At 68.0% G+C, this 16018-nt stretch carries 24 protein-coding genes; 15 read left to right on the forward strand and 9 right to left on the reverse strand.

What is annotated here, in order from left to right; genetic code table 11:
- The first annotated feature begins 92 nt into the window (after positions 1-92).
- The 7 genes from pxpA to JE033_RS09040 all read left to right on the forward strand — a co-directional run bounded on the left by pxpA (position 93) and on the right by JE033_RS09040 (position 5305).
- Positions 93-827, forward strand: coding sequence for a 5-oxoprolinase subunit PxpA (gene pxpA, locus JE033_RS09010; RefSeq protein ID WP_090145589.1), 735 nt, complete (start codon positions 93-95; stop codon positions 825-827).
- A gap of 95 nt (positions 828-922) precedes the next feature.
- Positions 923-1159, forward strand: a complete 237-nt coding sequence (locus JE033_RS09015; protein WP_090145587.1) for an acetyl-CoA carboxylase — start codon at positions 923-925, stop codon at positions 1157-1159.
- Positions 1160-1209: 50 nt separating this feature from the next.
- Positions 1210-2565, forward strand: coding sequence for an acetyl/propionyl/methylcrotonyl-CoA carboxylase subunit alpha (locus tag JE033_RS09020; protein ID WP_200330877.1), 1356 nt, complete (start codon positions 1210-1212; stop codon positions 2563-2565).
- The gene (locus tag JE033_RS09025; protein ID WP_200330879.1) at positions 2562-3455 is read left to right on the forward strand and encodes an allophanate hydrolase subunit 1; all 894 of its coding nucleotides are present in this window, start codon (positions 2562-2564) and stop codon (positions 3453-3455) included. Before JE033_RS09020 ends, JE033_RS09025 begins: the two co-directional genes overlap by 4 nt.
- On the forward strand, positions 3445-4410 hold the full coding sequence (locus tag JE033_RS09030) for a biotin-dependent carboxyltransferase family protein (RefSeq protein ID WP_200330881.1): 966 nt from the start codon (positions 3445-3447) through the stop codon (positions 4408-4410). Before JE033_RS09025 ends, JE033_RS09030 begins: the two co-directional genes overlap by 11 nt.
- 10 nt (positions 4411-4420) lie before the next feature.
- Entirely contained in the window at positions 4421-4615 is a 195-nt protein-coding gene (locus JE033_RS09035) for a tautomerase family protein (protein WP_090145576.1), read from the forward strand.
- Positions 4616-4735: 120 nt separating this feature from the next.
- Positions 4736-5305 (forward strand): HdeD family acid-resistance protein, encoded by a 570-nt coding sequence (locus JE033_RS09040; RefSeq protein ID WP_200330883.1) that lies wholly within the window; start codon positions 4736-4738, stop codon positions 5303-5305.
- A gap of 12 nt (positions 5306-5317) precedes the next feature.
- On the opposite strand, the gene JE033_RS09045 is transcribed toward JE033_RS09040, so the two are convergent.
- From JE033_RS09045 to JE033_RS14790, 4 genes are read right to left on the reverse strand one after another with little or no spacing between them, the layout of a single operon-like run.
- A complete protein-coding gene (locus JE033_RS09045) occupies positions 5318-5779 on the reverse strand; it encodes an SseB family protein (protein WP_200330885.1) in 462 nt (153 codons plus the stop codon).
- A gap of 18 nt (positions 5780-5797) precedes the next feature.
- The gene (locus JE033_RS09050; protein WP_200330886.1) at positions 5798-6481 is read right to left on the reverse strand and encodes an energy-coupling factor transporter transmembrane component T; all 684 of its coding nucleotides are present in this window, start codon (positions 6479-6481) and stop codon (positions 5798-5800) included.
- Positions 6478-7227 carry an energy-coupling factor ABC transporter ATP-binding protein gene (locus tag JE033_RS09055; protein ID WP_090145564.1) on the reverse strand — a complete coding sequence of 250 codons (750 nt, stop codon included), beginning with the start codon at positions 7225-7227 and terminating at the stop codon, positions 6478-6480. The genes JE033_RS09050 and JE033_RS09055 overlap by 4 nt, the downstream gene beginning before the upstream one ends.
- Positions 7224-7832, reverse strand: coding sequence for a biotin transporter BioY (locus tag JE033_RS14790; protein WP_200330888.1), 609 nt, complete (start codon positions 7830-7832; stop codon positions 7224-7226). The genes JE033_RS09055 and JE033_RS14790 overlap by 4 nt, the downstream gene beginning before the upstream one ends.
- A 125-nt stretch (positions 7833-7957) precedes the next feature.
- On the opposite strand from JE033_RS14790, the gene JE033_RS09065 reads away from it, so the two are divergent.
- From JE033_RS09065 to JE033_RS09090, 6 genes are all read left to right on the forward strand, one after another.
- On the forward strand, positions 7958-8596 hold the full coding sequence (locus JE033_RS09065) for a TetR family transcriptional regulator (protein ID WP_200330890.1): 639 nt from the start codon (positions 7958-7960) through the stop codon (positions 8594-8596).
- Positions 8596-9363 (forward strand): alpha/beta fold hydrolase, encoded by a 768-nt coding sequence (locus tag JE033_RS09070; protein WP_090145556.1) that lies wholly within the window; start codon positions 8596-8598, stop codon positions 9361-9363. The genes JE033_RS09065 and JE033_RS09070 overlap by 1 nt, the downstream gene beginning before the upstream one ends.
- 35 nt (positions 9364-9398) lie before the next feature.
- Positions 9399-9686 carry a hypothetical protein gene (locus JE033_RS09075; RefSeq protein WP_200330892.1) on the forward strand — a complete coding sequence of 96 codons (288 nt, stop codon included), beginning with the start codon at positions 9399-9401 and terminating at the stop codon, positions 9684-9686.
- A 20-nt stretch (positions 9687-9706) separates the two neighbouring features.
- Positions 9707-10003, forward strand: a complete 297-nt coding sequence (locus tag JE033_RS09080) for a hypothetical protein (protein WP_090145552.1) — start codon at positions 9707-9709, stop codon at positions 10001-10003.
- Positions 10004-10164: 161 nt separating this feature from the next.
- A complete protein-coding gene (locus JE033_RS09085) occupies positions 10165-10311 on the forward strand; it encodes a hypothetical protein (RefSeq protein ID WP_200330894.1) in 147 nt (48 codons plus the stop codon).
- Between the two features lie 45 nt (positions 10312-10356).
- Entirely contained in the window at positions 10357-10560 is a 204-nt protein-coding gene (locus JE033_RS09090; protein ID WP_200330896.1) for a hypothetical protein, read from the forward strand.
- Positions 10561-10658: 98 nt separating this feature from the next.
- Here JE033_RS09090 and JE033_RS09095 read toward each other — a convergent pair whose 3' ends face one another.
- Together JE033_RS09095 and JE033_RS09100 are read right to left on the reverse strand one after the other, a co-directional pair.
- The gene (locus JE033_RS09095) at positions 10659-10934 is read right to left on the reverse strand and encodes a hypothetical protein (protein WP_234037131.1); all 276 of its coding nucleotides are present in this window, start codon (positions 10932-10934) and stop codon (positions 10659-10661) included.
- Positions 10935-11131: 197 nt separating this feature from the next.
- The gene (locus JE033_RS09100) at positions 11132-11299 is read right to left on the reverse strand and encodes a hypothetical protein (protein ID WP_176698230.1); all 168 of its coding nucleotides are present in this window, start codon (positions 11297-11299) and stop codon (positions 11132-11134) included.
- Positions 11300-11395: 96 nt separating this feature from the next.
- Between JE033_RS09100 and JE033_RS09105 the strand changes: the two genes are divergently transcribed.
- Both JE033_RS09105 and JE033_RS09110 read left to right on the forward strand, forming a co-directional pair.
- A complete protein-coding gene (locus JE033_RS09105; RefSeq protein WP_200330900.1) occupies positions 11396-11851 on the forward strand; it encodes a hypothetical protein in 456 nt (151 codons plus the stop codon).
- A gap of 269 nt (positions 11852-12120) precedes the next feature.
- Entirely contained in the window at positions 12121-12549 is a 429-nt protein-coding gene (locus tag JE033_RS09110; protein ID WP_090145548.1) for a hypothetical protein, read from the forward strand.
- A 41-nt stretch (positions 12550-12590) separates the two neighbouring features.
- Here JE033_RS09110 and nucS read toward each other — a convergent pair whose 3' ends face one another.
- The 3 genes from nucS to JE033_RS09125 all read right to left on the reverse strand — a co-directional run bounded on the left by nucS (position 12591) and on the right by JE033_RS09125 (position 15978).
- Complete coding sequence (gene nucS / locus JE033_RS09115) at positions 12591-13283, reverse strand: endonuclease NucS (RefSeq protein ID WP_090145545.1); 693 nt, start codon at positions 13281-13283, stop codon at positions 12591-12593.
- 24 nt (positions 13284-13307) lie between these two features.
- Positions 13308-14561, reverse strand: coding sequence for an MFS transporter (locus JE033_RS09120; RefSeq protein WP_090145544.1), 1254 nt, complete (start codon positions 14559-14561; stop codon positions 13308-13310).
- 76 nt (positions 14562-14637) lie between these two features.
- Positions 14638-15978, reverse strand: a complete 1341-nt coding sequence (locus tag JE033_RS09125; RefSeq protein ID WP_234037132.1) for an MATE family efflux transporter — start codon at positions 15976-15978, stop codon at positions 14638-14640.
- Between the last annotated feature and the right edge of the window lie 40 nt (positions 15979-16018).

Genomic DNA, 16018 nt, shown 5'->3' on the forward strand with positions numbered 1-16018 from the left:
CGGGCATCCTCTCGCGCTTGCACAAATCACATCAGAAATTTCTTGCAACTGCATAATAACGTTCGCTTGACGCTCCGCGTAGCTTGGGGGCTATGACATCACAGCGAAGTGACTCGGTTTCGGTGAACTCGGATATGGGCGAGGCCTTCGGTCTCCACACCTTCGGCAACGACCCGGCCCTCATGTCGCTCATCGACGTCGCGAACGTCGCGTGCGGCTTCCACTCGGGCGATCCGGGAACCATGGATGCGACGGTGGCGCTCGCGCAGCAGCACGGCGTTCGCGTCGGCGCCCACCCCGGGCTCCCCGATCTCGTCGGGTTCGGACGCCGGGAGATGAAGCTCACGCCCGACGAGGTGGAGAGCCTCATTCGGTACCAGGTCGGCGCCCTCGCCGGATTCCTGCGGAAGTACGACCTGCCTCTCAACCACATCAAGCCTCACGGGTCGCTCTACGGGATGCTCGCGCGCGATGAGGCGCTCATGCTCGGCGCCGTCAAGGTCGCGCGCGACTTCGGCGTTCCCGTGTTCGGGATCGCGGGTTCCGCGCATCAGCGCGTCGCGGAGCGCGAGGGCGTCGAATTCGTCGGCGAGTTGTACGTCGACCTCGACTACAACGCCGACGGAGGGCTGATCATCCTGCGGCAGCCGCACGAGACGAACATCGTCGCGGCGTCGGAACGGGCACGTCGCGCGCTCGATACCGGAACCATCCTGGCGATCGACGGCACCGAGCTTCCGATCTCGTTCGGCAGCATCTGCGTGCACTCGGACACCCCGAACGCCGTCGAAGTGGCGACGGCCGTGCGCGCCGTGGTCGACGGGTAGCCGCGCGCCGCCACTCGGCCGCCGCCCACCGGCGACGCCGCGACCCCACGGTTCCGCCGCGACCCCTCCTCGATCCCCTGAAGAAAGCAGATTCCATGAGTTCACAGATCATCGCCCCCATTCCCGGCATCTTCTATCGCCGCCCCGCCCCCGACAAGGATCCGTTCGTCGAGGAGGGCGACTCGGTCGAAGCCGGTCAGACCGTCGGCGTCATCGAGATCATGAAGCAGTTCACCGAGGTGCGCAGCGACACCGCCGGCGTGCTGGCATCCTTCGCGGTCGAGGATCTCGGCATGGTCGGCCCGGGCGACGTCATCGCGACGATCGACTGACAGCCGCCGCTCGTCCACCGAAGACCTCCGAATCGAGTGAAGGACACACCTTGAAGAAACTGTTGATCGCGAACCGCGGCGAGATTGCTGTGCGGATCATCCGAGCGGCGAAGGAGATGGGCATCGCGACCGTCGCGGTGGCGAGCGAGGCCGACCGGGAGTCGGACGCGGCACGGTACGCCGACGCATGCGTGGTCATCGGCCCCGCTCCCGCCGGGCTCAGCTACCTCAACCAGGACGCGGTGATCGCCGCCGCCGTCGACACCGGCGCCGACGCAGTGCACCCCGGATACGGGTTCCTCTCCGAGAACGCGGGATTCGCGCGCAAGGTGCAGGAGGCGGGCCTCATCTGGGTCGGCCCGAACCCGGATTCGATCGACCTGATGGGAGACAAGGCGCGCGCACGCCAGGCCGCCATCGAGGCCGGGGTGCCCGTGCTCGCCGGCACGGACGGAGTGCTCGACGTCTCAGGGGATCTCGAAGCGCTCGCAGAGGGCATCGGCTATCCGCTGGTCGTGAAGGCATCCGCGGGCGGAGGGGGCCGGGGGATCCGTCGCATCAATGCCCGCGCCGATCTCCGGAGCACGGTGGAGGTCGCGCAGGCCGAGGCGCTCGCAGCATTCAACTCGAGCGACGTGTACTTCGAACGCTTCGTGACGCACGCGCGGCACGTCGAGGTGCAGATCTTCGGCGACGGCGAGAGCTGGGTGCACCTCGGCGATCGCGACTGCTCGATGCAGCGTCGGCAGCAGAAAGTCATCGAAGAGGCTCCGGCCCCCGGGCTCCCGGACGATCTGCGCGAGCTGATGCGCGCGACCTCGGTCCAGCTCGCGCGTCAGACGGCCTACACCGGCGCCGGCACCGTCGAGTTCCTGTACGATCCCGAGCGTCAGGAGATCGCCTTCATCGAGATGAACACGCGACTGCAGGTGGAGCACCCGATCAGCGAGGCCATCACCGGCATCGATCTCGTGCGCGAGCAACTGCGCATCGCGGCGGGTGAGAAGCTCGGGTACATCCAGGCGGATATCCGTCTCGACGGACACGCCTTCGAGTTCCGCATCAACGCCGAAGATCCGAACAACAACTTCATGCCGAGCCCCGGCCGCATCGAATCGCTCGATCTCTCGGGCGGGCCGGGCGTGCGCGCCGACTTCGGATTCCGGGCGGGCCAGACCGTCGTGCCGTTCTACGACTCGTTGCTCGGCAAGCTGATCGTGTGGGACGTCGACCGCGACCACGCGCTCGCGCGCGCCGCTCGGGTGCTCGATGAAACGGAGATCGCAGGAATCAACACGACGGTGCCCCTCATGCGCCGGCTGGTCGCCCTCGACGACTTCCGCTCGGCCACGCATCACACGACGACCATCGAATCGGTTCCCGGCCTGTTAGGAGAATCCGCATGACGCTCACCGAGCACGCGCGATACAGCTGGGGCGGCGACGAGTTCCTGCTCGTCGAAATCGCCCCCGACATGTCGCTCGAGGCGAACTTCGTCGCGAACGCCATGGCAGCGGGACTCGAAGAGCAGGAGCTCGACGGCATCGTCGACATCTGCCCCGCGAACGCATCACTGCTCATCCGCTTCAACCCGGACGAACTGCCGCACGCCGCCCTCGAGCGCGCTGTGCGAGCTCTCGAAGCGGAGGTCAAGCAGGCGACGGTGCAGGAGCTGGAAACCCGCATCATCGAGGTTCCCGTCTGGTACGACGACCCGTTCACGAGCGAGACCGAGACCCGGTTCCGCGAGGGCTACCACCAACGACCGGAGGGGTCCGACCTCGACTACAGCGCCGAGGTGAACGGACTCGCGAACGCGGCCGAGTTCATTCAGCGCCACCACGAGACGCCCTGGCTGGTCTCCATGGTCGGCTTCGTCGCCGGCCTCCCGTTCCTCTTCCAGCTGACCCCGAGGGAGCGGCAGCTGCAGGTGCCAAAGTACCTGAGCCCGCGCACCGACACGCCGCCGCTCACACTGGGGTACGGCGGCTGCTTCACCGCGCACTACTCCGTCCGCGGAGCCGGCGGATACCAGATGCTCGGCATCACCCCCAGCCCGATCTTCGACCCGGAGCAGAAGCTCGCCGACTTCGCCGACTTCATGGTGCTGTTCCGCACCGGAGACATCGTGAAGTACCGTCCGATCGACGAAGCCGAGTACGCCGAGATCCGGGCCGAGGTCGAGGCCGGAACCTACCGGTACAAGCAGGCGCCGGTGCGCTTCACCCTGGCCGAAGCGCTCGCCGATCCCGACGCGTACAACCGCACTCTCCTGGAGGCTCTCGATGTCGCTTGAGGTACTTTCCCCCGGACTCGCAACGACCGTGCAGGATCGCGGTCGCTTCGGCTACTACCGCTTCGGGATCCCGCAGGGCGGCGCGATGGACCAGTACGCGGCGGCACTCGGCAACCGCCTCGTCGGCAACACCGCTGATGCCGCCGTGCTCGAATGCACCTACCTGGGACCCCAGCTCAAGACAGATGCCCGGGTGGTGATCGCCGTCACCGGTGCGCCCGTCGAGGTGCTCGTCAACGGTGAACCCGCGCCGCAGAACGCGCGTCTCGTGCTCGAAGCGGGAGACGAGCTCTCCTTCGGCATGCTCCGCGGTGGTTCGAAGTTCTTCGTCTCGGTGGCCGGAGGCATCGACGTTCCCCGCGTGCTGGGCTCTCGATCCACCTATCCCATCGGCAAGCTGGGCGGGTTCGAGGGGCGCGCCGTGCAGGCGGGAGACGTGCTGCCGGTCGGCGAAGCGATGCCTCGCGAACTGGCCGTGATGGAATCGATTCCCGAGGATCTGCTGCCGACGTACGACCGCGAGGTGGCCGTCCGCATCATGCTCGGGCTGTACGACCACAAGCTCACGGAGGAGGGGCTCGCCAATCTCACGGGGGCGGACTGGACGCTGACTCCGGTCGCCGACCGCATGGGGCTCCGCTTCGACGGCCCGGGGGCGGAGTGGAAGCGCGAGGAGCAGCCGTTCGGCGCCGGGCAGGACCCGTCGAACATCACCGATGCGGGGTACGCGGTCGGCTCGATCCAGATCCCCGGCGGCACGCAGCCGATCGTGCTGCACTGCGATGCCGTTTCGGGCGGCGGGTACGCGCAAGCGGCGACGGTGATCAGCGCCGACATGGACCTTTTCGCGCGCATGGCTCCGGGTACGAAAGTGCGCTTCGTGGCCGTCACGATGGACGAGGCGCTCGCGGCTCGAGCCGAACGGAACGCCCGCTTCGCGCGGGTCTGGGAGTGAGGAGCGCACGATGCCACTGGTGAACGTGAAAATGTTCGAGCACCGCCTGCAGCAGGACCCGGACCTGGCGAGGCGGCTCGCCGTCGCCATCGACGACGTGGTGGCCGAGTACTGCACCGGGCCCGACGGCAAGCGGCCGGATACGTGGGTGACCGTCGAAGGCGTGCCGAGGGAGCAGTGGACATTCAACGGCGACACGCGGTGAATGGGCGTGCCCGGGCCGAGATCCGGCTCGGTGCACGCTCGTGCTCGAGGTGATGTTCGGCCACAATGGGCTCAGGGAGCGCTGATCGGCGTTTCCGCACCTCGGGTAGGGGAGGCCGCTATGTCCACTGAAACTTCCGCCAGGCACGCACCGGGCGACGGAATCCGAACCGCGCTCGGCATCGGCGGGCTCATCGCCATCGTGCTCGGCCTGCTCATCATCTTCTTCCCGGCGAAGTCGGGTGCCGTGACCATGCAGATCGTCGCGGCACTCGCGGCCGCCTACGCCCTCGTCGTCGGCGTCGTGTACATCGCTACGGCGGTGTTCACCCGGATGATCGGCGGATGGGCGAGGACGGGCCGCATCGTGCTCGGCCTGCTCTACGTCATCGGCGGCGTCGTGATGCTCGTGAACCTCGGTGCGACGGCCGCTCTGCTCGCGATCTTCCTGTCGGTCACCATCGGCGCGCTCTGGCTGTTCGAGGGGGTGCTCGCATTCAGCACGGTGAAGCAGTCGCCGAACCGCGCGTGGAGCATCATTCACGGTGTGATCAGCGTCCTCGCGGGTGCGACGCTCATCGTCACCCCGCTGCTCGCCGCTGTGACGCTCTGGCTCCTGCTCGGCATCTCGATGCTCGTGCTCGGCATCGTGCAGGCCGTGCGCGCCTTCGGCATGAAGCCCGCGGCGTGACGTCGGGGCGCCTTATCTCATGCCCTCGAGCAGCTCGGCGGTGATCTCCTCGTCGCCGGCGGCGAGCGCGACGTACTTGCGCAGCAGCACGAGTGACGCCGAAGCCTTGTCGAACTCAGCTGCGACGAACCGGTCGCTGGAGATGAGGGCGAGCGCATCGCGGGCCGGCATGACCGCGCCCTTCACCTGGTCGCCGCGGCTCGTCGGAGCCACGGCGCGCAGTTCGGCCATCGAGGTGAAGATCGGCAGCACGGGCTGACCCGTCGTCGACCGGATCATGCGCACGCGGTGCCCCTTCTTCTTCGACGGTGCACCTGTGACGTCGACCACCAGGTACCCGTCGCGCAAAGCGGTCAAGAACGACGCGAGGTGCGCATAGTCGGGCTGCTGCTGCAGCGCGGTCAGCGCTTCGCGCACCGCTTCGTTCGCATAGTCGGCGTGCACGTCATCAGGAATCGGCGACTGCTCGGTCATGCGCTCTAGCCTACGGGCTCATTCCTCGCCGATGCCCCGCGCGGCGAGGGCCTCCCCGGTCGATTGCGCATGCGCCACCGTTCGCAGCACGAGCGGCACCACGCGGGCCCGCGGGTCCCGTTCGAGGCCGCGCGCCCGCGCCGCGAACGCCGTTTCCCGAGCGATGCCGAGAATGCTGGGGATGGCGCGGATCACCAGGGAGAACGCGAGTGCGGCGCGCTCCGGTTTGGCGCCGAAGCGTTGCAGCGGGCCGAGGGCTCGGATGATCGTGTCGAGCATGTCCTCGACCGCCGTGCTCGCCGTCACCGCGCTCGCGACGAGCACGAGGGCGAAGAGGTCGCCGATGACGGAGTACCCCCGCGCGAAACCCGACGCCCACGCAGCGGCGTTCGGCAGTTCGACGCCTCCCGGCCCCCAGCCGCCGTCCTGGCCGAACGCCGCGCTCGCCGCGGTGAATACGAGCAGTGGAAGGGCGATGAGCGAGAATCGCCGTGCCGCTCGCCAGAACTCCCGTCCGCGCAGGCCCGCGATGAGCGCGAGCGCGACGGCGGCGAGCAGCCCGAGCGTGGTCGAGATCGGGCCGCCCGTCGCCATGACGACGCACGCGAAGACGAAGAGGCCGATGAGTTTCAGGCCGGGTCGCACGCGGTGCAGGGGCCCCTCGCGGGCGATGTACTCGCCCAGCGGCGACGACGCGGTCACTGCGAGACCGTGTCCCGGTAGTGCGCGATCGCCGCTGCCGGGTGACCGTCGAAGACGATGCGGCCGGCGTCGACCACGAGCGTGCGGTCGGCGCGAGCCGCGAGATCGAGGTCGTGGGTCACCACGACGACCTGTTGCGGCAGTGACATCAGGAGATCGCCGATCATGCGCGCATTGCGCAGGTCGAGCAGGGTCGTGGGCTCGTCGGCGACGAGGATCGCCGGGTCGGTCGCGAGGACCGAAGCGATGGCGAGCAGCTGCTTCTGGCCGCCGGAGAGGGTGTGCACGCTGTGGTCGGCGAGGTGCTGCAGTCCGAACCGCTCGAGGGCGGCCGATGCCGCCGCCTGCCGGGCCGCGCGGTCTCGGTGGCTGCGACGGAGCGAGAGCGAGACGTCTTCGATGGCGGTCGGCATGATGAGCTGCGCGGAAGGGTCGGTGAAGACGAAGCCGACGTTTCGCCGCACGGCTGCCCCGTCGCGACGCGTGTCGAGGGAGCGCCGGGCACCGCCCTCGGCGAGCTCGATGCCCACGGTGCCGGCGCTCGGCTCGACGAGCCCGTTCACGAGCCGCGCGAGCGTCGACTTGCCTGAACCGTTGCCGCCGATGACGGAGATGCGGTGCTCGCCGAGCGAGAGCGAGGTGGGGTGGAGGATCGTGACGTCATCGTTCGCGGTCGGCGCCGAGACGACGACGTTCCGCAGTTCGATCGAACTGCTCGCGATGGAGCCCGTTCCCAGGGCGGTCATCGTCGCGGGAGGAGGGCGGGGAACGCCCGGTGCACGGCGGTCGCGACGATCGCGACGATGAGCGTTTTCACCAGGTCGCCCGGCCAGAACGCGAGATCGAAGACGAACGCGGCCCCGATGCCCATTTCGGCGCGCCAAGCGAGGCCGAGCGGGCCGAGGGTGTGCACGAAGACGAGGTTCGCGATCAGTCCGGCGACGAAGATGAGCGGGATGCTCGTGGCGACCTTGCGGCGCGGCAGCCGCTCGACGATGAAGCCGATGAGCCACGCTGCGAGCGGGAAGCTCACGAGGTAGCCGACGGTGGGGCCGGCGAACGGCGCGAGCCCTGCTGATCCTCCGCTGAACACGGGAAGGCCCGCGGCGCCGACCGCCATGAAGAGCAGCACGGCGAGCAGGCCGCGGTTCGCCCCGAGTACGGCGCCCGCGAGCATCACCGCAAGTGTCTGCAGCGTGATCGACGCGGGTCCGAGGCTGATGCCCGGGATGATCGAGCACACGGCGATGAGGGCCGCGAATGTGGCGATGAGCGCGAGATCGGTGGCGACGTGGCGACGCGGGCCGTTGGGTGATTCCTGTCGTGCGGCGGTGAGGTCTGCAGCGGTCACGATGCCTCCGTGGTCTGGCCGTCTTGCGGCGGTGTCGATGCCGGCGCGACCCGGATATCCCGCCGGCGGTCGAACCTGAACAGTGTTCTGGTGAACGCTGTTCAGGTTAGCGCTAGGCTGAGCGGATGCGCAACACGCTCGCCGACGTCGTCTCCGCGGCACTGCGCGTACTCGACGAGAACGGGCTCGAGGGATGCTCGATGCGCCGCGTCGCAGCCGAGCTCGACGTGCAGCCGAGCGCTCTGTACCATCACGTGCCCAACAAGCAGAGCCTGCTGGCGCTCATGGCCGATGTCATCGTCGACGGGGTGGGCGAGCGGGACGCTGGCGTCCCGGGCGAGAACGGCGGAGGGCACTCGGGAATGGCCCTCGCGCGGAACGCATGCCTCGCGATGCGCAGTGCGATGCTCGCCGTGCGAGACGGGGCAGACGTGGTCGCGACGGCAGCCGCCTTCAGGCTCGGCGCGTCCGCGGTCGAGCAGCGGCTCGCCGAGTGGGTCGGGGCCGACGGGGCCCGCACGCTGCTCTTCTACACCTTCGGGCAAGCGCAGTCGACGCAGACCCATCGGCATGCGGCATCGCTGGGAGCGCTCATCGGGCCGGAGAGCGGGCGCGCCGGTCAGCGGAGCGGAACGAACGGAGCGCCATCGGATCCGGTCCTCGAACTCGACGCGTCGTTCGAACGCGGGCTCGACATCATCCTCACCGGACTCGAATCGGAGCACCGAGCAACCGGGGCGCCGACGAACGGTATTCTGCACTGATGACCTCGCGCGACCTCACGTACGACCTCGGCCCGGTGGCGATGTCGTACGGCGAGACAACCGCGCCCTCCGACTCCATGCACCGCACGTTCGTTCTCGTGCACGGCATCGGGATGGGGCGGGTCGTCTTCGACGGAATCAGCGGAAAGCTCGCTGCCGCAGGGCGGGTGCTCGCGGTCGACCTTCCTGGCTTCGGCAACTCGCCCGAGCCGGGCACGGCAGCGACGCTCGAGCAGACCGCGGAAGTCGTCGCGCAGTTCGTGCGAGATCGCGCCACCGGCCCCGCTGTGCTCGTCGGGCACTCGATGGGCACGCAGATCGTCGCGGAAGTGGCCTATCGTCATCCCGAACTCGTCGAAGCCCTCGTGCTCATCGCGCCAACGGTGAATCCGCGCGAGCGCAGCGCGATCCGGCAGGGCCTGCGCATGGCTCAGGATCTGGTGGGGGAATCGCCCAGGGTGCTGCTGCTCGGGCTTCGCGAGTATGTGAAGACGAGTCCCCGCTGGTTCCTCAACAAGCTCCGATTCATGCTCGCCCATCGCCTCGAGGAGATCTGCCCCGACATCGAGGCGCCGGCGCTCGTGCTCAGCGGAGAGACCGATTGCGTGAGCCCGCGCGAGTGGGCGCGTCAGGTCGCGTCCGCCCTCCCCGCCGGCACGTTCGAGCCGATCCCGAAGCGAGGGCATGAGGCGATCATCCGCAGTCCAGAGCCCGTGGCGTCGATGATCCTCGATTTCGTGCGGAGCCGGTGCCCCGAGCGCGAATAATCACAACGTCGGAGGTCGCTCGTACGCTGCTGCCCGTGGGGGAACGGTCGAATCTGATCCAAGTGGCGAGCGACGAGTGGATCGTCATGCGAGAGTTCGCGCAGTATCCGAAGGCCGTCATTCGCGGAATTCGCGACACCTCGGGAGAAGCGCGATACCTGCTCCTGGCGTGGCATCCGGTGCGTCATCGACAACGAATGGTCGGCATCTACAGCTCACGGGAGGAGGCCGAAGCGGCTGTGCCGTGGCCGTCGCGCTCGCCGCAACTGCCCGGCCTGCCGCCGTCGAACGCTCGCCGAACGCCCGCGCGCCGATCCCGCTGACATCGTCTACAATCGAACATATGTTCGAATCAGTCATCGGCCCGAAGATGCCGCTTCACGACGACACGGTGGTCGTCTGGATGGTCGACGGCAGGCCGGCTCGCCTCGTGTTCGAGCGCGCGCGATGGCGGGTGGAGGGCGAACCTCGCCCGATCGTCGAGGTGCCCGACGAGCACATCCACCCCCTGATCACGCACGTCGCCGAGCGGCACACGGGGTGGCGATGCACGGTGCGGCGCGACGGCGGGGCAGAGCGCGTCGAGCTCGCAGTGAGACGCGACGGGGTGCGTTGGATCGCGGAGCGCCTCGCGAGGTGAGCCTCTGGGCCGCTCTGCGACAACGGCACCAAGACCCCGCGGTCATGGTCGTCGAGGCCGCCCCCCGCTCGCCGATCCCCTGCCAGCACCGGCGACGCAACCCCCTGTTCGAAACGCGCCGGGCGACGGAGGCTGGGACTCCAACCGGAAAGGAGTTCACTATGAGCATGCTCGATGACGCTGCGGACGACACCAAGAACGCCGTGAAGCACGCACGGAACGAAGCCGCGGAGGACCGGAAGAAGGACCAGGCCCCTCAGCCCGGGGAGTCCCCGCGGGACGCCGAGTCCGAGACGACGACCGACTGAGCGCAGATCCTCATCGATCGTCCGTCTCTGGAGAGGAGCAGCATCATGTCGACGAATCTGAATGATCCGGACGGCGCGGACGCCGAGGGCGCCCACCTGGGAGCCGAGGGCAACGGGCCGCTGGTCGATCCTGATTCCCCCGAGCAGCCGCTCGCGCAAGAGCACGAGGAGGGCACCGGCTTGGACAGCCCGGTCGCTCCGGGGGTGCCCGATCAGCAGGACCCGGGCGCGGCAACCGAATCCGAGTAGCCGCCCGACACCGCGCTGACGCGGGGCGGAACGCGATCGCCCTCTTCGCCGAGTATTCCGGCGGAGAGGGCGATCGCGTGTGGGTCACCGCTCACCGCTCAGCTGAGATCGGGGTTCTTCTTCGCGTACTTCTCGGCCTCCTCCTCGGAGATGACGACCAGGCCGCGAGGCGTGTGCGAGAGGGCGTTCAGCACCTTCAACCATCGCTGGTTGTACTCCGGTTCGCGGCCGCCCGAGAAGCGGAAGGCGAGTTCGGCGTAGGGCGACATCCAGAGGGAGAATCTGCCGCTGCCGTCAGCGGCGCCCCGATGCCAGCTCAGGAAGAAGCACTCCTGCTTTCTCAGCTTCTGCCCGATCACGAACTTCAGATGCATTAGCAATCGGTCTTCGAATTCGAACTCTTGTCCCCCGAAAATCAAATACCCCATGCCCGAAGCATTGCATATCCCGACGCGGGGAGGCCGGAGTTCAGTCAAACTCGAGGGTCAGCTAGTGGTCTCCATGCTGGAACATGCAGTCCCTGGGGGAGATCGGGGTGGATACCGGGCGCGCGTCGACAGCGCTCGGGCGATCAGGGCTTCTTGACGCGACCCTTGATGGTGCCGACGATCAATGTCCCCAGGAAGAGGATGATGCCGATGATCGCGAGCCAGAGCAGCCCCTTGAACACGAAACCGATCACGGAGAGAATCGCCCAGAGGACGAGAAGGATGACGACGACAGTCCAGAGGTTCCTCATGGACGAAAGCGTACTCGTGCGTGAAGGCGATGGGATACCCCTTGCGCGGTCGTTCGATGGATGCTGAGGCATCGTTCCTGCAGATAGCCTGTGGAGGTGGGAGTCTCGCGTCAACTGTGGAGGACCTATCGCTCGACGGCCGCATTCGGAGTGCTGCTCGGCGGCGTCGTGGGGGTCCTGCTCCTCCTCATGGGTGGAGGTGACGGCCGCATCGTATTCAATCAGACCGTGTTGGGGAGTATCGCCGGCGCGGCGACGGCAGTGATCGGCTGCTTCGGCGCGTTCCTCGCACTCAGACGCGCGATGCAGCGGAACGATCGATCGAGAAGCCTCGTGAACGCCGGCGCGGCTGGAGCCGGTACCGCGGTCCTCGTCGTGTGGCTGTCCCTCGGACTCGTCGCATCAATCACCGAGCGGTCCGCGGTCCTCCTGATGGTGTTCTTGCCCATTGCGATCATCGCTGGCGTGGCAGCATGGGTGCTTTCCGGCTTTGCGCTGCATTGGCACGAGTCACGGCGCGCCGTACAGCCGAAGGAGCCGCCGGAGGCCTAAGTGGGGTCATCGAATGTGAGCCGCGCAGTCGCCAGCCCAGGAGTGAGCGCGGCGACGGGTAGAGTTGTCCCCAGGCGTGGGAACGCCTCCTCTATCCGGCGCCGTGACATGTTCTCTGCACGACGAAGTCAGCGATCGCTGCGGCGCACGGATTCATTCACGAGAAGCACCCTGCAACGTTCGTTAGCGCACCGAGGTCCAGTGCTACCGACGCCCACTGGGGATACGACCATGGAACAGGCGGGCTCGCGCCCCCCGGATGGAAACACATGAAAACTGACCACGAAGACAAGCGCACGTTCTCGACGCTGGCGGAGATGTTCCAAGCCCGCAACACGCCCGCGGCCAACCGCGACTTCATCGCTCATGCCTTCGACGATGTCGAGGTCATCGAGATCGTCGAAACACGGTCCTACGTGAAAGTCGTCCGCGGGCACGGAGCGGATCTGCGGATCTATCGCAGCATCATCTGCGGCTACTCGACGGAGAAGGAAGCTCTGCAGCTCTCCGGCGCGCCGCATGCAGTGCTGAGCAAGTCGCGGCCCGGATCCTGGTCGGTGGAACTCCCGGAGCGGGCCGGCAACGGCGGTGCCGTCAGAGCCGGCGCGCGGGAGAAGAAGCCCTCATGGATGCGCACGCCGTGCCCGAAGTGCCGCTACCTGATGAACGAACAACGAGAGTGCACGAACTGCGCCTGAGGTCACGCGTCCCCTGACGCGGCACCCGCGCTCGGCGTGGCTCAGAAGAGGGTGTTCTGGTCTTCCATGCCGCGCATCGCGTCGTAGTCGAGGAGCAGGCACCGGATCCCGCGATCCTCTGCGAGCGTTCGCGCCTGCGGCTTGATCTCCTGCGCCGCGAAGACCCCGGTCACGGGAGCGAGCTTCGGGTCCCGATTCATGAGCTCGAGGTAGCGGGTGAGCTGTTCGACGCCGTCGATGCCGCCCCGTCGCTTGATCTCGATGGCGACTGATCCGCCGGCGGCGTCTTTCGCCAGGATGTCGACGGGGCCGATCGGGGTCATGTACTCGCGGCGCACGAGGGTGTGGCCGGCGCCGGCGAGCTCGATCTGATCGGCGAGCAGCTCTTGCAGGTGCGCTTCGACGCCGTCCTTGATGAGGCCGGGATCGACACCGAGATCGTGCGCGCTGTCGTGGAAGATCTCGAAGATCGAGACGATCAGCTTGTCGGCGGTCTTCTTGTGGGTGACCTGCCAGGCCTCGACGATTCCAGCACTCGTCTGCGTCTCGTCGAGTTCGAGCTGTGCGTGCGAGCACGGCGGGCTCATCCAGTTGAGCGGCTTGTACGACCCGCCGTCCGAGTGCACGAGGATGCTTCCATCGTTTTTCAACATGAGCACGCGCTTCGCACGCGGCAGGTGCGCCGAGAGGCGGCCTGCATAGTCGACTGAGCAGTCTGCAACAACGATTCGCACCCGCAGGAGTTTACCGGGTCGGGCTTAGTGCGCGGACCCGGACCCCTGACGCGGCTCGCGAGCGGCGCGGGCCATGATGAAGACGAACACGGAGAACGCCGCGAGAGGCCAGAAGGCCTGCAGCAGACCGAGGTGCTCGCCGAGAAAACCGATGCCCATCGGGCCGAGCAGGAACGCGGTGTAGGCGATCGCCGACACGGCCGCTACGTCACGGGTCGCGGTCGCCTGGTTGTCGGCGGCCGCCGAGATGCCGACCGGGAATCCGAGCGAGCATCCGACGCCCCAGAGCACGGCGCCGACCACCGACGCCCAGGCGAATGGGACGAGGATCACGAAGACGAGCCCGACGATGACGAGGATCGCGCCGCCGCGAAGCACGCGTACGCGCCCGAACCGGATGAGGAGCCAGGAGCCGGCGATGCGCACGAGCGTCATCGAGACGAAGAAGACGCCCAGCGTGAGCGCCGCCGATTCGTTCGCGAATCCGCGCCCGTCCGCGAGCGCGAGAGGCAGCCAGTCGCTCGCCGTGCCCTCGGCCAGCGCCATGGACATGGCGATGAGACCGATCACGAGGATGCGCGGCTCTCGCCAGGGCGAGTAGCGCGCGCCCGGGGTGGGAACGCCGCCCGTCGCCGGAGTCACGGGGATCGGACCGGTGTGCACGTTCGGCAGGCTCTCGGATGCCGAGTCCTCGAAGTTGCCCCGAGGCAGGTTCGGCAGCGCGAAGATCGACACGATCAGGATCAGTGCGTACGTCGCTCCGAGGTGCACCGGAACGATGATCCCGGCCGATTCGGAGATCGCGGAGACACCCATCGCGCTGACACTGCCCAGGCTGTATGCGGCGTGCAGCAAGGGCATGCGCGGCTTTCCGAGCGCGCGCTCGGCCCCAGCGCCACTGACATTCATCGCGACGTCGGACGTGCCGAACATCAGGCCGTAGACCACCAGGCACGCGATCGCCGGAGCGGTGGCGTCGACCCAGAAGAGGGTCGCCGCGGTGGGCAGCATGAGTGTCTGACCGATGATCCCGATGACCAGCGTGCGACGGGGCCCGAGCCAGGAGACGGTGCGGCCCGAGAAGACGAGGCCGGTGAGCGAGCCCAGTGCGAGTGAGAGGCCGAACCAGCTCATCTCGAGCGTGCTCGCGCCGAGATGGTCGCGAAGCGCCGGGATGCGCCCCAGCCAGCTGCCGAAGCCGAAGCCGAGCAGCGCGAAGATGACGAGCACGCCGGAGGTCCAGCGCACCGCGAAACGATTGTCGAACGAACGAGGCAAGCTGCTCCTGTGCGAGATGAGGGGGTGAAAATCTCAGATTATCAATTGCGGGGCACTGCACGTGCGGTTCCACCCGCTACACGCCGAGCCGCACCCAGCTGTCGCCCCTGGCGCAAACGCCCAGCGTCACGGCGCGCGCCGCCATGAACACGATTGTGAAGGCGGCGGTGAGTGCGATGAGGCCGCCCGTGCCCGTCGGGACGAGCGCCGTGAGCATCCAGAGCACCGGCAGGTAGGCGGCGAGGTTCACGAGACTGGTCCACGCGAGGTACCGTGCGTCACCGGCGCCCATGAGCACGCCGTCGAGCACGAAGACGAACCCGGCGAGCGGCAGCGAGAGTCCGAGTACGAGAATCGCAGCTGGCAGGATCGACAGCACCGTTGCGTCGTCCGTGAACACCCGCCCCACCACGGGGCTTGCCGCAGCCAGTGCGCCGCCGAAGACGACGCCGCAGCCGATGCCCCAGAACACGCTGCGCCGCACGATCAGCCGAGCACGACGCGAGTCGCCCGCGCCGAGCGCGTCGCCGATGAGTGCCTGAGCCGCGATGGCCAGCGCATCGAGCGCGAACGCGGCAGTGGAGAAGATCGTGAAGACGACCTGGTACCCCGCCGTCGCCGCCGTGCCGTGACTCGTCGCTGCGAAGACCGTCGCGAGGAGCGCGGCGCGCAGGCCGACGGTGCGCACGAAGAGCCACCCGCCGCTCTGCCCCGCCCGGCCCAGGCCCTCGCGGCGCGGGAGGAGACGCGCTCCCGCACGCGTCGCGTGGCGCAATACGACGACCAGATAGACGGCGACCATCGACCACTGCGCGATGACGGTGCCCCATGCGCTCCCGGCGATGCCGAAGCCCAGACCGTAGATGAACCACCAGTTGAGCAGTGCGTTCAACGTGAACCCGACCGCGGCCACCGCGAGCGGGGTGCGCGTGTCTTGCAATCCGCGCAGCAGTCCGCTGGCGGCGAAGACCACCAGCATCGCCGGAATGCCGAGGCAGGAGACCGTGAGATAGGCGAGGGCCTGCCGCGTCGCCGCCTCGGTGGCCCCGAAGGCGGCGACGACGGGGCCGCTCGCGAGCCAGAGCGCTCCGCCGACCGCGACGCCGATGCCGAGGGCGAGCCACAGGCCGTCCACGCCGACCTGCACGGCGCCGCGCAGGTCGCCGGCGCCCCGCGTACGGGCGACGAGAGGCGTCGTCGCGTAGGCGAGGAAGATCATGAGCCCCACGGTCGTCTGGAGCACCGCGCTGGCGACGGCGAGACCTGCGAGCGGGACGGCGCCGAGGTGGCCGACGAGCGCGGAGTCGACGATCAGGAACATCGGCTCCGCGATGAGCGCACCCAGCGCCGGTATGGCGAGATGCGCGATGCTGCGATCGACGCTCCTGCGCTGCATTCGTGGGCCGTTTGCGGTCATGCGACAACGGTAGCCCCCACCGCGGACACCACCAGTAGGG

It is taken from the genome of Leucobacter sp. L43 (genome assembly GCF_016597785.1).
Classification (GTDB): Bacteria; Actinomycetota; Actinomycetes; order Actinomycetales; family Microbacteriaceae; genus Leucobacter; species Leucobacter alluvii.

Bases quoted from the DNA above. Each gene is read 5' to 3' on its own strand.
- pxpA (WP_090145589.1), top strand. From the start codon at position 93: ATGACATCACAGCGAAGTGACTCGGTTTCGGTGAACTCGGATATGGGC.
- JE033_RS09015 (WP_090145587.1), top strand. From the start codon at position 923: ATGAGTTCACAGATCATCGCCCCCATTCCCGGCATCTTCTATCGCCGC.
- JE033_RS09025 (WP_200330879.1), top strand. From the start codon at position 2,562: ATGACGCTCACCGAGCACGCGCGATACAGCTGGGGCGGCGACGAGTTC.
- JE033_RS09030 (WP_200330881.1), top strand. From the start codon at position 3,445: ATGTCGCTTGAGGTACTTTCCCCCGGACTCGCAACGACCGTGCAGGAT.
- JE033_RS09035 (WP_090145576.1), top strand. From the start codon at position 4,421: ATGCCACTGGTGAACGTGAAAATGTTCGAGCACCGCCTGCAGCAGGAC.
- JE033_RS09040 (WP_200330883.1), top strand. From the start codon at position 4,736: ATGTCCACTGAAACTTCCGCCAGGCACGCACCGGGCGACGGAATCCGA.
- JE033_RS09045 (WP_200330885.1), bottom strand. From the start codon at position 5,779: ATGACCGAGCAGTCGCCGATTCCTGATGACGTGCACGCCGACTATGCG.
- JE033_RS09055 (WP_090145564.1), bottom strand. From the start codon at position 7,227: ATGACCGCCCTGGGAACGGGCTCCATCGCGAGCAGTTCGATCGAACTG.
- JE033_RS09065 (WP_200330890.1), top strand. From the start codon at position 7,958: ATGCGCAACACGCTCGCCGACGTCGTCTCCGCGGCACTGCGCGTACTC.
- JE033_RS09070 (WP_090145556.1), top strand. From the start codon at position 8,596: ATGACCTCGCGCGACCTCACGTACGACCTCGGCCCGGTGGCGATGTCG.
- JE033_RS09080 (WP_090145552.1), top strand. From the start codon at position 9,707: ATGTTCGAATCAGTCATCGGCCCGAAGATGCCGCTTCACGACGACACG.
- JE033_RS09085 (WP_200330894.1), top strand. From the start codon at position 10,165: ATGAGCATGCTCGATGACGCTGCGGACGACACCAAGAACGCCGTGAAG.
- JE033_RS09090 (WP_200330896.1), top strand. From the start codon at position 10,357: ATGTCGACGAATCTGAATGATCCGGACGGCGCGGACGCCGAGGGCGCC.
- JE033_RS09095 (WP_234037131.1), bottom strand. From the start codon at position 10,934: ATGCATCTGAAGTTCGTGATCGGGCAGAAGCTGAGAAAGCAGGAGTGC.
- JE033_RS09100 (WP_176698230.1), bottom strand. From the start codon at position 11,299: ATGAGGAACCTCTGGACTGTCGTCGTCATCCTTCTCGTCCTCTGGGCG.
- JE033_RS09110 (WP_090145548.1), top strand. From the start codon at position 12,121: ATGAAAACTGACCACGAAGACAAGCGCACGTTCTCGACGCTGGCGGAG.
- JE033_RS09125 (WP_234037132.1), bottom strand. From the start codon at position 15,978: ATGACCGCAAACGGCCCACGAATGCAGCGCAGGAGCGTCGATCGCAGC.